General features: G+C 71.4%; 11 protein-coding genes. 8 read left to right on the top strand and 3 right to left on the bottom strand.

Features of this window, described 5'->3' with window-relative positions; genetic code table 11:
- Positions 1-3: 3 nt before the first annotated feature.
- From BJ971_RS20840 to BJ971_RS20830, 3 genes are all read right to left on the bottom strand, one after another.
- Complete coding sequence (locus tag BJ971_RS20840) at positions 4-825, bottom strand: carbohydrate ABC transporter permease (RefSeq protein ID WP_184994919.1); 822 nt, start codon at positions 823-825, stop codon at positions 4-6.
- Positions 826-828: 3 nt separating this feature from the next.
- Positions 829-1,755 (bottom strand): carbohydrate ABC transporter permease, encoded by a 927-nt coding sequence (locus BJ971_RS20835; RefSeq protein WP_184994918.1) that lies wholly within the window; start codon positions 1,753-1,755, stop codon positions 829-831.
- 82 nt (positions 1,756-1,837) lie between these two features.
- Positions 1,838-3,145 (bottom strand): ABC transporter substrate-binding protein, encoded by a 1,308-nt coding sequence (locus BJ971_RS20830; protein WP_239087359.1) that lies wholly within the window; start codon positions 3,143-3,145, stop codon positions 1,838-1,840.
- Between the two features lie 220 nt (positions 3,146-3,365).
- Here BJ971_RS20830 and BJ971_RS20825 point away from each other — a divergent pair, with 220 nt between their 5' ends.
- From BJ971_RS20825 to BJ971_RS20790, 8 genes are all read left to right on the top strand, one after another.
- Complete coding sequence (locus BJ971_RS20825) at positions 3,366-4,409, top strand: LacI family DNA-binding transcriptional regulator (protein ID WP_239087360.1); 1,044 nt, start codon at positions 3,366-3,368, stop codon at positions 4,407-4,409.
- 57 nt (positions 4,410-4,466) lie between these two features.
- Positions 4,467-6,692 (top strand): putative bifunctional diguanylate cyclase/phosphodiesterase, encoded by a 2,226-nt coding sequence (locus BJ971_RS20820; protein WP_307837371.1) that lies wholly within the window; start codon positions 4,467-4,469, stop codon positions 6,690-6,692.
- 82 nt (positions 6,693-6,774) lie between these two features.
- Positions 6,775-7,653: an alpha/beta fold hydrolase gene (locus BJ971_RS20815; protein WP_184994917.1), complete on the top strand. Its 879-nt coding sequence runs from the start codon at positions 6,775-6,777 to the stop codon at positions 7,651-7,653.
- 536 nt (positions 7,654-8,189) lie between these two features.
- Positions 8,190-9,428: a glycosyltransferase gene (locus BJ971_RS20810; protein ID WP_184994916.1), complete on the top strand. Its 1,239-nt coding sequence runs from the start codon at positions 8,190-8,192 to the stop codon at positions 9,426-9,428.
- Positions 9,425-10,984 (top strand): ArnT family glycosyltransferase, encoded by a 1,560-nt coding sequence (locus tag BJ971_RS20805; protein ID WP_184994915.1) that lies wholly within the window; start codon positions 9,425-9,427, stop codon positions 10,982-10,984. Before BJ971_RS20810 ends, BJ971_RS20805 begins: the two co-directional genes overlap by 4 nt.
- On the top strand, positions 10,981-12,171 hold the full coding sequence (locus tag BJ971_RS20800; RefSeq protein WP_184994914.1) for a glycosyltransferase: 1,191 nt from the start codon (positions 10,981-10,983) through the stop codon (positions 12,169-12,171). The genes BJ971_RS20805 and BJ971_RS20800 overlap by 4 nt, the downstream gene beginning before the upstream one ends.
- A complete protein-coding gene (locus tag BJ971_RS20795) occupies positions 12,168-14,261 on the top strand; it encodes a galactose oxidase early set domain-containing protein (RefSeq protein WP_203709219.1) in 2,094 nt (697 codons plus the stop codon). The genes BJ971_RS20800 and BJ971_RS20795 overlap by 4 nt, the downstream gene beginning before the upstream one ends.
- Positions 14,258-14,788, top strand: a complete 531-nt coding sequence (locus BJ971_RS20790; protein ID WP_184994913.1) for a hypothetical protein — start codon at positions 14,258-14,260, stop codon at positions 14,786-14,788. The genes BJ971_RS20795 and BJ971_RS20790 overlap by 4 nt, the downstream gene beginning before the upstream one ends.
- Positions 14,789-14,827 lie beyond the last annotated feature (39 nt).

Below are 14,827 nucleotides of genomic sequence, written 5' to 3'. Positions count from 1 at the left end.
GGATCACCCTTTGAGAGCGCCGGACATGAACCCGCGGACGTAGTGCCGCTGGAGGGCGAGGAAGAGCAGCACGCAGGGCAGCGCCAGCACGACCACGCCGGCCTCCGTCGCGCCGTAGTCGACGATGCCCATGACCTGCCCGCGCAGGTTGGCGACGGCGAGCGGAAGCGGAACCTTGTCGGAGTCGCTGATCAGCACCAGCGGGGTGATGAAGTCGTTCCAGGCGGCGAGGAACGCGAACAGGCCCACCGTGATCAGCCCGGGCTTGACGGCCGGGAGCAGGACGAGCCGCAGCGCCCGTACCGAGCCGCAGCCGTCGATGAGCGCGGCCTCGCGCAGCTCGGTGGGTACCGCCTCGAAGGAGACGCGCATCATCAGGGTCCCGAACGGCAGCTGGAACATGGCTAGCACGAGCGCCAGCCCGATCAGCGAGTTCTGCAGCCCGAGCTCGTTGAGCAGCACGTAGAGCGGGATGAGCAGGGTGGCGTAGGGGACCATCAGGATGGCGAGGGTCAGCAGGAACAGGACGTTGCGGCCGGGGAACCTGAACATCGCGAACGCGTACCCGCCGAGCACCGACACCGTGAGGGTGAACAGCACGGTCAGCGTCGACACGAGCGTGGAGTTGAACAGGTACTGGCCGATGCCGGCCTGGTAGTCGGCGAGGGTCTGGTAGTTGCCAAGGCCCCACCCGTCGGTCTGCGCGGTGCCGGCCTGCGGGCTGACCGAGGCCACAGACGCCCACGCGAGCGGGAAGAGGAAGACGATGGCCAGCGCGCCGGTGAGCACGTGTTGCGGTGTACGCAGCAGCAGGTTGCGGGACACTCCTCAGCCCTCCCGGCCGCGCAGGTTGCGGAACTGGAGGGCGTTGACGACAAGCAGCGCGACGAGCACCAGGATGGACAGCGCGGCGGCGCGCCCGAGGTCGTTCTGGCCGCCGAAGGCCATGTTGTAGACCAGCTGCACGATGGTGACGGTGCTGTTGTCGGGGCCGCCCTTGGTCAGGATGTAGAACTGGTCGAAGGCGAGCATCGATCCGGTGACGCAGAGGATGGTGCACAGCGCGAGCGACGGGCGCAGCAGCGGCAGGGTGACGTACCGGAAGACCTGCCACCGGCCGGCGCCGTCGAGCCGGGCCGCCTCGTACACGTCGCCGGAGATGCCCTGGAGCCCGACGAGGACCAGCAGCATGTAGAACCCGGCGAATCGCCACACGATCAGCGCGACCGTCGACCAGAGCGCGGCCGAGGGCGTGCCGAGGAACGAGTCGATCCCGAGGAAGCCGAGCGGGCTCGCCTGCGGCGAGTACAGCGCGTAGAACAGCAGCGAGGCCGAGGCCAGCCCCAGCGCGCCGGGCACCAGGAAGGCGGTGCGCAGCAGGCCGTTCCAGCGGGTCGACTCCTGGACGATCAGGGCGAGCCCGAGCGAGAGCCCGAGCAGGATGACGGTGGTGACCACGGTGTACTTGAGCGTGAACCACACCGCGGGCCAGAACATCCGGTCGTCCATGGCCGAGGTGAAGTTCTCCGGGGCGTTCCAGCCCCGGTTACCGGCGAACAGCCCCCAGTCGGAGACCGACATCCGGCCGACCAGCAGGAACGGCACCACGAAGAAGATCAGGACGAAGATCGCCGTCGGCGCGGCGTACGCCCAGCCGGTCAGCGCGGGCGAGCGCCTCAGCGGCCGGCGGGGCCGCCGCCCGCCCTCGCGGGCGACATCGCCCGGCGGCGCGGCGAGGGTCGGTGTGGGTGACATGGTCGCGGTGCTCCTCCAGTACGCGGGTGGCGGCCGGCTCGCGGCGCCGGGACCGGTCGGGCCCCGGCGCCGCGTCGCGCCGCTACTGGCCGAGCACGCCGGTGACGGCGGCGTTGTCGTCGGCGAGCTTCTGCTGATCGCCGTACACCTGGTTGCGCAGCAGCGAGACCCAGGGGCTGGTGGGTGCGTTGAACGCCTGCTGGAAGTTGAGCGCCACGGGCGTCTTGCTCTGCGGCGACGCCGCGACCTTGTTGACCGTGGCCACTCGCGGGTCCTTCGCCGAGTACTTGTTGTCGGCCAGATCGGTACGCGACACCGTGCTGTTGCCCGCCGCGAGCACGTCGACCTGCGCCGCCTCGGAGGTGAGCCAGGAGAGGAAGTTCCACGCCTGCGCGTTCTTCTTGGAGTCCTTGGAGATGCCGATGCCGTCGCCGCCGACGAAGGTCGAGGCGCCCCCGCTGACGCCGGGGATGGGCACGAGGCCCACGTCCACCGTCTTGGCGGCGGTGGCCAGCAGCGTCGCCGGGTACGGCATCACGCCGACCTTGCCCTCCTGGAACGCGGCGACCCAGGTGGCGCCGGTCTCGTCCTTGGCGCCGGGCGCGATGGCGCCGGCGGCGTTCAGCTCACGCCAGGTGGCGTACACCTTCTGCGCGGCGGGGCCGTCGAGCAGGGACTTGGTGCCCTCGGGGTTCATGACCTCCTCGCCGCTGGCCCAGACCATCGGGAACCAGGTGAAGACGTTGCAGCCGCCGCAGTTGCCGCCGAAGTAGGTGCCGTAGGTGCCGGGCTTGTTCAGCTTCTGCACGGCGAGCGCCTGCTGCTTGAACTCCTCGAGCGTGGTCGGGCCCTTCTCCGGGTCGAGGCCGGCCTCGCGGTAGAGGTCCTTGTTGTAGAAGATCACCGAGAGGTCGAGGACGAACGGCAGCACGTACTTGGCGCCGTCGCGGGTGCCCGCCGAGATGTGCCCCTGGTTGAGCTTGTCGGCGTACGGCAGCTTGCCGATGTGCTCGGTGATGTCGCTGAACAGCCCGGCCTTGGTCCAGTTGGGCACGTAGACGATGTCCGCGGCGAACAGGTCGGGCAGGTCGCCGCTGCCGGCCGCCGCGCCGACCTTCGCGACGTAGTCGTCGTTGGGGACGATCGTCAGTTTCACCTGGTTCTTGTGCGACTTGTTGTACGCGTCGACGAGCGCCTTGGCCTGCAACTCCAGCGGCGCCCGGGTCCACAGGGCCAGCTCGGCGCCGTCGTCGACGCCCTCGGCGGTGACGGCGCCCGACCCGGACGGCGTCTCGTCGTCGGACCCGCACGCCGCCATCGCGGCCACGAGCCCCAGTGCCGCGATCGCGGCGACCGCTCTGCGGGCGCCCCGGGATATCCGTGTTCTCACTGTGCTCCTCCTCGAACCGCGGGGGTACGGACGGAAACGAGCGTGCCCGGACGGTATGTGTTGTTTCGGACGTAGGTTTCGGGAGTGGCCGCCGCGTGGGTTAGGCTGATATCCGCCGAGCCCCCGCGATGAGCATGTGAAGACGGCCGGATGAGTAGGTGAGGGGTTCGGCGCGAAGCACCGAAAACGTTTTCAGAAACGTAATGCTGTGGAGATTTTCTTGTCAAGAGGTTCGACAGCCGGTGAGCCGGCGCCCGCCAACCGCAATGTCACCCTGCGTGACGTCGCGCGCTTCGCCGGCGTCTCGGTCGCCACCGCGTCCAAGGCGCTCAACGGCCAGCCGCAGGTGCGCGCCGAGACCAGGGCGCGCGTCATCCAGGCGGCCGAGCAGCTGTCCTTCTCGCCGAACACCATCGCGCAGAGCCTGATCACGCAGCGCACCGGAACGGTCGGCCTGCTCACCTCCGACCTTGAGGGCCGCTTCTCCATCCCGATCCTGATGGGCGCCGAGGACGCGTTCGGCTCGGACCAGACCTCGGTCTTCCTCTGCGACGCCCGCGACGACGCGATTCGCGAGAAGCACCATCTGCGCGCGCTGCTGAGCCGCCGCGTCGACGGGCTCATCGTCGTCGGCGCCCGGCCCGACACCCGGACGTCACTGGGGCGGGAACTGCCGGTTCCGGTCGTCTACGCGTACGCGCCCTCGGACGACCCGAGGGACCTGTCGCTGGTCACCGACAACGTCGGTGGCGGCCGGATGGCGGTGGATCATCTGCTGCGGTGCGGCCGCCGCCGGATCGCGCACATCACCGGCGACCCGGACTACGGCGCCGCGCAGGACCGCGCGCGCGGCGCGCTGGAGCGGCTCGCCGAGGAGGGCCTCGAGCCGGCCGGCGGCGAGGTCTGGTTCGGCATGTGGTCCGAGGCGTGGGGCCGCGGCGCCACCCGCATGCTGCTGGAGCGCTGCACCGACGTCGACGCGATCTTCGCCGGCTCCGACGAGATCGCCCGCGGCGTCCTTGACGTGCTGCACGAGGAGCGCATCGACGTCCCGTCGCGGGTCGCGGTGATCGGCTTCGACAACTGGAAGGTCCTCGCCGCCAACGCCCGGCCGCCGCTGACCACCATCGATCTGAACCTGGAGCAGCTCGGCCGGATCGCCGCGCAGCGGCTGTCCGCGGCGATGGAGGGCAACCCCGGCTCCGGCGTCGAGACCGTGCCGGGCCGCCTGGTCACCCGCGAATCCACGGCCCCGCTGCGCTGAGGCCGCCGCACCGCGGCGAATCTCAGGTCCGGCCCGGCCGGGCCGATAGGCGGGAACGTGCAGCAGGTGCGTGTCGGCCGTGCGTGGTCGATCTGGATGGGGCTGGGCACGCTGGCGTGCCTCGGCTACCCCTTGCTGGCCTCGGCCGGCGCCAAGGCGGTCCTCTCCTGCCTGATCGGCCTGGCATCGGTGCTGGTCATGGTCGTGGGGGTGCGCCGCAACCGGCTTGCCGACCCCCGGCCCTGGTACGTCTTCGTCGCGAGCCAGGTCCTCACCGTGCTGGGCGACGTCACCTACGTGATCCAGGGCCGGATCCTCGGCGAACACCCGTTCCCGGCCTGGTCGGACGCCTTCTACCTGGCCGGCTTCCCGTTCCTGATCGCCGCCCTGTACGCCCTGGCCCGGGGCCGGCGCCGGCGGGAGCTGTCCGGGCTGGTGGACACGGCGATCATCGCGGCCGGGCTCGGGCTGGTCTACTGGATCTTCGTCATCGGCCCGATCCTCGGCGACCCGGCGACGCCGCTGCTCACCCGGCTGGCCACGGTCGGCTACCCGACCGCCAGCGTGCTGCTGATCGCGGTGGTGGCCCGCCTGGTGACCCGGTCCGGCCGGCCTACGCCCAGCGACTGGCTGCTGATCGCCGGCAGCGTCCTGACGCTGGCCGCCAACGTCATCAACACGCTGCTGCCCGACGTCCGGGTCGTCGCCGGCGACTACGTGTACACCGGCTTCCTGTTCGCCTACGTCTTCTGGGCCGGCGCGGCCCTGCACCCCTCGGTGCGGGTGGAGCGCCGCGAGCCGGGAACGGAACGGTTCGGCAGGGTGCGGCTGGCCGTGCTGACCTGCTCGACGCTCGTCGTACCGGCGATGCTCTTCCTGCAAGGCACCCGGCCGGGCCGGCCGGTGAGCTGGCTGGCGATCGGTATCGGCGCGGTCGTGCTCTTCGTGCTCGTGCTCGTGCGGATGGACGGCTTCGTCTCGCAGGTGCAGGCGCAGGCCGGCCGGCTCGAGATCCTGGCGATGCACGACGAGCTCACCGGGCTGGCCAACCGCCGCCGGTTCGAGCAGCGGGTCCGCGAGGCCCTCGAAACCGGCTCACCGCAGGTGGCGATGCTCGACCTGACCGGGTTCAAGGCGGTCAACGACCGGTACGGCCACACGGTCGGGGACCGGCTGCTGTCCGCCGTCGCCGCGCGCCTCTCGGCCGGCCTGCGGCAGGGCGACCTGGCCGCCCGGATGGGCGGCGACGAGTTCGCGATCCTGGTACCCGACGCGACGCAGGCCGAGGGCGACGCGATGGTCGCCCGGATCTGCGCCGCGCTGGGCGTGCCGTTCCAGGCCGGCGGCCACGAGCTGCTGGTCGGCGCGAGCGTCGGCGTCGCGGGCGCCGACGGTACGCGCGACGCGGTCGAACTGCTGCGCCGCGCGGACGTCGCGATGTACGCGGCCAAGGCCGGCGGCGACAGCCGGCGCCGCTACGCACCGGAGCTCGACGACGAGGCGGGCGAGGCGGCCCGGCTCGGCGCCGCCATGCGGATCGCTCTGGACACCGGCCAGTTCCGGCTCGTCTACCAGCCGATCGTCTCGCTGCCTGACGGCCGCCGGGTCTCGGTCGAGGCGCTGATCCGCTGGGAGCACCCGGAGCGCGGCTTCGTCAGCCCCGCCGACTTCATCCCGGTCGCGGAGCAGAACGGGCTCATCGTCGAGCTGGGCGCCTGGGTGCTGCGGACCGCGTGCGCGCAGGCCGTCGTCTGGCGCGCCACCCTCGGCGACCGCGCGCCCGAGCGGATGGGCGTGAACGTCTCCGCCCGCCAGCTCGCCGAGCCGGGCTTTCCCGAGCTCGTCGCCGCAGTGCTGGCCCGGACCGGGCTGGAGCCGCAGCGCCTGACCCTGGAGATCACCGAGACCGCCGTCTTCGGCGGCGGCCGGGCCGTGCAGGCGGTCAAGGACCTGCGGGAGCTCGGCGTCCGGATCGCCCTCGACGACTTCGGCACCGGGCACTCCTCGCTGGGCCTGCTGCAGACGGTGCCCGTCGACGTGCTCAAGGTCGACAAGTCCTTCGTGGACGACATCACCCTGGCCGGCCGGGAGGCGGTCATCGCCACCGCGCTGATCCAGGTCTCGCACGGCCTGGGCCTCACGGCGGTCGCCGAGGGCGTGGAGACCGCCGAGCAGGCCACCGAGCTGCACCGCCTCGGTTACCGGCTCGCGCAGGGCTACCACTTCGGCAGGCCGGTGGCCGAGCCGGACTTCCTCGCCAGCCCGACCACCGTCGCCGTCTAGGTCTGGCCGGGACGGCCCGCTCCGGGTCATCATCGGACGTCCGGGACACCCGCCCGGCAGCCGGCGATGAGAGGACCCTCCCGTGCCCGACGTGCGGTCAAACGGCATCCAGCTGCGCTACGAGACGCTCGGCGAGCACGACGCGCCCGCGTTGCTGCTGATCATGGGCCTGGGCGCCCAGCTGATCGACTGGCCGCAGGACTTCTGCGAGCTGCTCGCGGCGCGCGGCCTGCGGGTGATCCGCTTCGACAACCGCGACGCGGGCCTGTCGAGCGCCCTGCCGCAGCTGGGCGTGCCCGACGTGCGGGGGATCCTCGGCGGTGACCGCACGACGGTGCCGTACCTGCTCGCCGACCTCGCCGCCGACGCCGCGGGCCTGCTGGACGCCCTCGGCGTCGAGCGGGCGCACGTGACCGGCCTGTCGCTGGGCGGCATGATCGCCCAGCAGCTCACCATCGACCACCCGGACCGGGTGGCCAGCCTCTGCTCGATCATGTCGACGACCGGCGACCACTCGGTCGGCCGCCCGACGCCGGAGGCCGCGGCCCTGCTGGGCATGCCGCCGGCGCCGAGCCGGGAGGCGGCCATCGCGAACTCGATCGCCTCGTCGCGCGTCATCGGCTCGCCCGGCTTCCCGGCCACCGAGGAGGAGCTGCTGCTGCGCGCGACCGCGAAGTACGACCGCGCCTACAACCCGCTCGGCACCATCCGCCAGTACGCCGCGGCGCTCGCCTCGCCCGACCGCACGGCGGCCCTGCGCGGCGTCACCGCGCCGACCGTCGTCATCCACGGCGAGGACGACCCGCTCATCGCGGTCAGCGGCGGCCGGGCGACGGCGCAGGCCGTGCCGGGCGCCGAGCTGCTCGTCATACCGGGAATGGGCCACGACCTGCCGCGGGCCGCCTGGCCGCGGATAGTCGACGCCATCGTCGGTAACACCGAACGCGCGGTCGCCCGATAGACAACGGCGGCACGGCATTGTGAATGGCGTGTCTCCGACCAATGAAATCAATAAGCCCGGCGGCATCCGCCGGCGCACATTCCGTGGCATTTGTGGGTACCCGCCGCACATTCTGTAATTGCATGATCGCTTCGGGTCCCCGAAGTCGTTCACAGGTCCGCGGCGGAGGTATCGCACCCAGTGTGCCCCGCGTCTCATTTTTCGGTCGTCCGTTCGGCGGATGCCAGTAGTACCTTCGGTTTGCGAGGATCACCGGACGTTGGGCCGGGCCGCGGCAACGGCTTGAACCGGCCATAACCCAGCGAATCCCGCGATGTCAGAACTGTGTTCGACATTGGTGCGGTGATCGCCCGATTGCCGGGCCATAAATTAAGGGCGTGTTACCGGCGGTATCCATTTCCGAGAACGGATCCGAGTCGGTGTAAAAATCTGCGTGCCGGGTTGATGGGTCCACTGTGTTTCGGGCTATTGTTTGCCCGCCGGTGTGGAGGGGCCCACCGCATTCGGAAAGGCAACGGGGATTGGCTGCCGCCGTCATGATTCTGGTTTCGCTGGTGCTCGCGGTGTTCGCCGCGGTCACCCTCTGGTGGACGATGCACGCCTGGCGCACGCCGGAGACGCTGGCCTCGACCCGCTTCGCGCCGCCCGACGGCGCGCACCGGCTGACGTTCTCCCTGCTGGTGCCCGCCCGGCACGAGCAGGCGGTGCTGGAGCGCACCGTCGAGCGCCTGCTCGAGTCGTCGCACGAGGGCTTCGAGATCATCGTCATCGTGGGTCACGACGACCCGGAGACCGCCGAGGTGGCGCACCGGGTGGCGGCCACCGCGCCCGGCCGCATCCTGGTGGTGACCGACACCAGCGAACACAAGAACAAGCCGCGTGCGCTCAACGCCGCGCTGCCGTACTGCCGCGGCGACGTGGTCGGTGTCTTCGACGCCGAGGACCAGGTGGACCCGGCGCTGCTGGAGCACGTCGACCACGCCTTCCGGTCCACCGGCGCCGACGTGGTGCAGGGCGGCGTGCAGCTCATCAACTTCCACTCCAGCTGGTACAGCCTGCACAACTGCCTGGAGTACTTCTTCTGGTTCCGCAGCAGGCTGCACCTGCACGCCGAGAAGGGCTTCATCCCGCTCGGCGGCAACACGGTCTTCGTCCGCACCGACGTGCTGCGCGCCGCGAACGGCTGGGACGGCACCTGCCTCGCCGAGGACTGCGATCTGGGCGTGCGGTTGTCCAGCCGGGGTGCCAAGGTGGTCGTCGCGTACGACTCGGCGATCGTGACCCGGGAGGAGACGCCCGGCACGCTCAGGTCGCTGCTCAAGCAGCGCACCCGGTGGAACCAGGGCTTCCTCCAGGTGTACCGCAAGGGTGAGTGGCGCCGGCTGCCGGGCTTCGGCCAGCGCATGCTCGCCCGCTACACCCTGACCCAGCCGTTCCTGCAGGCCTTCTCCGGCGTCGTGATCCCGATCGGCATCGCCATCGCCGTCTGGGCCGAGCTCCCGGTGTTCGTCGCCCTGATCACCTTCATTCCGGTCATCCCGATGGCGGCCAACCTGGTCTTCCAGACGGTCGGGCTGCGCGACTTCGGCAAGCAGTACGGCATGCGCATCCGCTGGCACCACTACACCCGCCTGATCGTCGGCTTCTTCCCGTACGCGCTGGTGCTCGCCGCGGCGGCGCTGCGCGCGGTCTGGCGCGAATACACCGGGCGGCGCGACTGGGAACTGACCGCGCACACCGGTGCGCACCTGGTGGAGAGCGGTGTCGCGGCATGAGCCTTCTCGTAGATGCTCCGATCGAGGTCGTCACGGCTCCCGCCGTACCGGAAACCGTGCGCCGGAGCGGGTCGCGGACGGACCTGTATCTCGCGGGCGGCCTGACCGCCCTGGTGCTCTTCGTCCTGGCCTGGAACATCACCGGCTTCCCGACCGCGACCGACGACGAGGGCACCTACCTCGCACAGGCCTGGGCGGTGGGGCACGGTCACGGCCTGGCCCACTACACCTATTGGTACGACCACCCGCCGCTCGCCTGGATCCAGCTCGCCGGTCTCGCGTGGCTGCCGGCCGCGCTCGCGCCCGACCTGCTCGCCGTCGCCGGTGGCCGCCTCGCGATGCTGCCGGTCGTCGCGGTCAGCCTGCTGCTTGTCTACCTGATCGGCCGGCGGCTGAACTTCTCCCGGTGGGCCGCGGCCCTGGCGCTGCTGACGTTCGGCCTGTCGCCGCTGGCGGTCACCATGAACCGGCAGATCTACCTGGACAGCTTCGCGGTGGCGTGGATGCTCGGCGCCCTGGCGCTCGCGCTCTCGCCGCGCAAGCACCTGTGGCACTACGCCGCCGCCGGCGCCGCGACCGCCGTCTCGGTGCTGTCCAAGGAGACGATGCTCATCACCGTGCCGGCGGTGCTGGTGGCGATGTGGCAGAACGCCGCGCGGACCGCCACCCGGCCGTGGGCGTTCGGCGGCTACGTCAGCGGCATCGTGCTGGTCGGCGCCTTCTACCCGCTGTACGCGCTGCTGCGCGGCGAGCTGTTCCCCGGCCCCGGCCACGTGTCGCTCATCGGGGCCTGGCAGTTCCAGCTGATGTCGCGCTCCGGCTCCGGCACCGTCCTCGACGAGGGCTCAGGCTCGCGCTCGCTGATCGCCGCGTGGCTCTACTACGACACGGTGATCCTGGCGGCCGGCCTGGTCGCCACCGCGCTCGCGCTCGCCGTGCGCCGGCTGCGGGCACCCGCGGTCGCCGCGACGATCCTCGCGCTCGTCGCGCTGCGGCCCGGCGGCTACCTGCCCGCCATGTACGTCGTGCAGATCCTGCCGTTCTTCGCCATCGTCATCGCGGGCGTCGTCGAGGAGGGCACGATCCGGCTGCGGCCGGGCCGGTCCTGGTGGCGCTGGTCGATCCTCGCTCTGGCCGCAGCGGCGGCGCTCACCCTGGTGCTGCCCCGCTGGTACGTCGGCGACCGCCGGGCGCTGACCACGAACGACAACGCGCAGTACGTGGCGGCGGCGAACTATCTGCGCACCCAGGTGCCGGACCGCCCGGGCACCACGGTGGTCCTCGACGACGTGCTCTGGCTGGACGCCGTCAACGCCGGATACCGGCGGGAGAACGTGATCTGGTTCTACAAGCTGGACCTCGACACGGAGGTCGCCGCCCGGCTGCCCGCCGGCTGGCGCGACGTCGACTACATCGTCTCCACGCCGGCGTTGCGCCAGGACCCCGGTTCCCTGCCGATGGTGACCAAGCTGCTGACGAATTCCACGGCGATCGCCTCGTTCGGCCCGCAGGACGGCCGTATCGAGATCCGCCGGATCGACAAGGAGAAGCCGTGACCCTCACCGCCGACGACCGCCCGGTAAGCGACTTCCGGGCCACCCTGACCGGCGTGATCGGCGAACTGCAGGTGGCGACGGCGCTGCGGCAGACCATCGTCATCCCGACCTTCAACGAGCGCGACAACATCGAGACGCTGCTGCGGCGGCTGGTGGCGGCGCTGCCGGCGAGCGACTCGGAGATCGTCTTCGTCGACGACAGCACCGACGACACCCCGGACGTGATCCGCCGCGCGGCGCGGACCTGCCCGATCCCGATCACGGTGCACCACCGCGAGCGCGGCGCCGGCGGGCTCGGCGGCGCGGTCGTCGAGGGCATGCGGCTGGCGCGGGGCGCCTGGATCGTGGTGCTGGACGCCGACCTCCAGCACCCGCCGGAGATAGTGCCGGACCTGATCGCGGCCGGCCTGCGCGACGGCGCGGACCTGGTCGTCGGCACCCGGTACGCGGGCGGCGGCGGCAGCGACGGACTCGACGGCGGCTACCGCAGGTTCGTCTCCGGCGGCTCGACCTTCGCGACCAAGCTGATCTTCCGCAACTCGCTGTCGCGGGTGAGCGACCCGATGAGCGGGCTCTTCGCCGTGCGCACCAGCTCCCTCGAGGTCGAGCAGCTTCGCCCGCTGGGCTACAAGGTGCTGCTCGAACTCGTCGTGCGCAACCGGCCCGGCCGCATCGTCGAGGTGCCGTACACGTTCCAGCGGCGCCACGCCGGCGAGTCCAAGTCGACGTTCGCCGAGGGCGTCCGGTTCCTCAAGCACCTCGCGATCCTGCGCTTCGGCGCGGAACGCACCCGGATGCTGGCCTTCGCCCTCATCGGCGTCTCCGGCCTGCTGCCCAACCAGCTCGCGCTGTGGTTCCTCACCCAGGTCGGCGTGCACTACCTGCCGGCCGCGGTGGTGGCGAACCTGGTCGCGGTCGGGTGGAACTTCGCCCTGACCGACACCCTGCTGTACCGCAACCGCCGGCACCGCAGCCTCGGCGGCCGGATGGGCCGCTTCTTCGTGATGGGCAACGTGGACCTGCTGCTGCGGATCCCGATGCTGGCCCTGCTCGTCGGCGGCGCGCACGTCGGCGTGCTGGCCGCCAATCTGATCACGCTGCTGACCTCCTTCGTGCTGCGCTTCCTCGTCCTCGACAAGGTCATCTACCGGGCCCGGCCCAAGACCGCCGCCGTGGAGACCGCGTGAACCGCCCGGCCCTGCCGCTCTTCAGCCGGCGCGACCGGATCCGGACGGCCCAGGTCGTCGTCCTGACCCTGCTGCTCGTGCTGGCCGTGCCGGGCCGCTCCTTCGCGGGCGCCAACCTGCTCAGCAACCCCGGCCTCGAGGTGCTCGCCGCCGACGGCTTCCCGGTCTGCTGGGAGCGGTCCGGCTGGGGCGACAGCACGCACACCTTCGAGGTGACCCACGCGGCGCCGCACGGCGGCACCAACGCCATGCAGGTCACCGTCGGCGCGATCAGCAGCGGCGACCGCAAGGCCCTGATGCTGGAGAACCCGTCCTGCGCGCCGAACGTGACGCCGGGCCACCAGTACGACCTCACGGCCTGGTACAAGACCACCACCGCGAACACGGTCATGACGATGTTCCGGCACGACGTGGCGCAGGGCTGGGTCTACTGGACCGACCTCGCGACGCTGGCCGTCACGACCACGTGGACCCCGCGGACGGTCCGCACGCCGCCGGTGCCCGCCGGCACCGACCAGATCGTCTGGGGCGTCACCATCTACGGCGCCGGCACGCTGGAGACCGACGACTACTCGATGGTCGACGCGACGCAGCCCGCGCCCGGCACCTCGTGCAGCGCCGGCCCGGCCTGTACCGCCGGCGCCTGGCAGGTCATGCCGTTCGAGTCGCCGGTCCGCGGCATCCACGCCGTGGTGCTCAAGAACGGCGACGTGCTGCTCGTCGCCGGCTCCGGCAACGACCCGGCCGCGTTCGCCGCCGGCAGCTTCACCACCGCCGTCTACCGGCCCCGGACGGGCACCTTCACCGCCGTGCCGACCCCGGCGGACCTGTTCTGCTCCGGCCACGTCCAGCTCGCCGACGGGCGGGTGCTCATCATGGGCGGCAACAAGGACTATCCGGCGGTCGACGGCAGCCACGGCTACAAGGGGCTGCGCGACTCGTTCGTCTTCGACCCGGACACCATGGCGTACACCAGGGTCAACGACATGTCGGGCGGCTCCTGGTATCCCTCGGCGACGGTGCTGGGCAACGGCGACGTCGTCTCCCTCGGCGGCCTCGGCGAGGACTCGTCCGGCACCGTCGCGACGCAGTACTTCGACAGCTCCGACCAGCGCTGGCTCCCGCTCGGCGAGGCCAACCAGACCTGGAGCTTCTGGGGCCTGTACCCGTCGATGATCCTCATGCAGGACGGCCGGCTCTTCTACACGGGCAGCCACGTCTTCGGCAACGGCCTGCCCGGAACCGGCGCGTCCATCTACGACTACGGCGCGAACACCATCACCCCCGTGACCGGCCTGCGCGCCAAGGACGAGCGCGACCAGTCGATGAGCGTGCTGCTGCCGCCGGCGCAGGACCAGCGGGTGCTGACCCTCGGCGGCGGCAACATCGACACCAACCCGGACGCCAACCGGCTCACCGACCTGATCGACCTCAAGCAGGCCACCCCGGTCTACCGGCCCGGCCCGCAGCTGCCGACCGGCACGCTGACCGGCGGCGTGCCGCAGACGGCCGCGCAGGGCAAGATGTACGTCTCCGCGGTGCTGCTGCCCGACGGCAAGGTCTTCGAGACCGGCGGCGGCCTGCACAACCGGGCCGACCCGGTGTACGAGGCGTCGATGTTCGACCCGGCGACGGACACGTTCACCCCGGGGATGGCGACCGACCCGGTGCCGCGCACCTACCACTCGTCGGCGTTCCTGCTGCCCGACGGGCGGGTGATGGCCGTCGGCGACAACCCCGGCAACGGCACGTTCGAGATGCGGATCTCGGTCTACTCGCCGCCGTACCTGTTCAAGGGCGGCCGCCCGCAGATCCTGAGCGTGGCCGGGCAGCAGTGGGCGTACGGGACCAGCAAGCAGATCACCGTGGACGGCCCGATCCTCAAGGCGTCCCTGATCCGCCCGGAGGCCGTCACCCACTCCAGCGATCCGAACCAGCGCTACATCGACCTGCCGATGACCGTCAACGGCAACACCATCGGGCTGAACCTGACGAGCAACCCGAACCTGGCGCCGCCCGGCTGGTACATGCTCTTCGTGGTCGGCACCAACGGCGTGCCGTCGGTCGCGCAGTGGGTCCAGGTCAAGTGACTCCGAAACGCCACGCCGCCGCGGTCCTGGGCGCGGCCGGCGTCCTGGCCGCCGCGGTCTGGCTCCTCGCGGCGCCGGGCGGGCAGGACGCCCACCCGGCGGGCGCGGCCGCGCCCCGGCCGACCGACACCACCTGGCCGCTGTCCGCGACCCCGGCGGCGCCGGCGCCGGCGACGACGTCCGGCGCCGCCGCGGCGCCGCCGCCGTCTCCGACGACACCGGCGCCGCGCTCACCGGCCACCTCGGCCACCGCCGGGCCGTTCGTGCAGACCTTCGCGCAACAGCCGGGGGTACGCCCACAGCGGCCGCTGCCCTCGCCGACGGCCACCCACCACGTGCCGGCCAACGTCGACGGTTGCGACCACAACTACGGCACGATCACCCAGTGCGTGCCGTGGACGTTCCCGGACGGCACGACGGACCGGTGCGCGTGGCTCGCCGGGCACGGCTTCGAGCGGCTCCGCGTGGTCGGCGAGGACCGTCAGAAACTCGACAGCGACGGCAACAAGATCGCCTGCGACGACTGACAGCTCATCGCCGTCAGCGCGCCGAGCTGCTCGTTATCC

Origin of the sequence: Amorphoplanes digitatis, assembly GCF_014205335.1 — a bacterium.
In the GTDB taxonomy this organism is placed as follows: Bacteria; Actinomycetota; Actinomycetes; order Mycobacteriales; family Micromonosporaceae; genus Actinoplanes; species Actinoplanes digitatus.
Note: the sequence above shows the minus strand (reverse complement) of the source record. Positions and strands in the feature narration are given on the sequence as shown.

What these genes read in the sequence shown, in the direction of transcription:
- BJ971_RS20835 (WP_184994918.1), bottom strand. Translation starts at nt 1,755, where the DNA reads ATGTCACCCACACCGACCCTCGCCGCGCCGCCGGGCGATGTCGCCCGC.
- BJ971_RS20810 (WP_184994916.1), top strand. Translation starts at nt 8,190, where the DNA reads ATGATTCTGGTTTCGCTGGTGCTCGCGGTGTTCGCCGCGGTCACCCTC.
- BJ971_RS20805 (WP_184994915.1), top strand. Translation starts at nt 9,425, where the DNA reads ATGAGCCTTCTCGTAGATGCTCCGATCGAGGTCGTCACGGCTCCCGCC.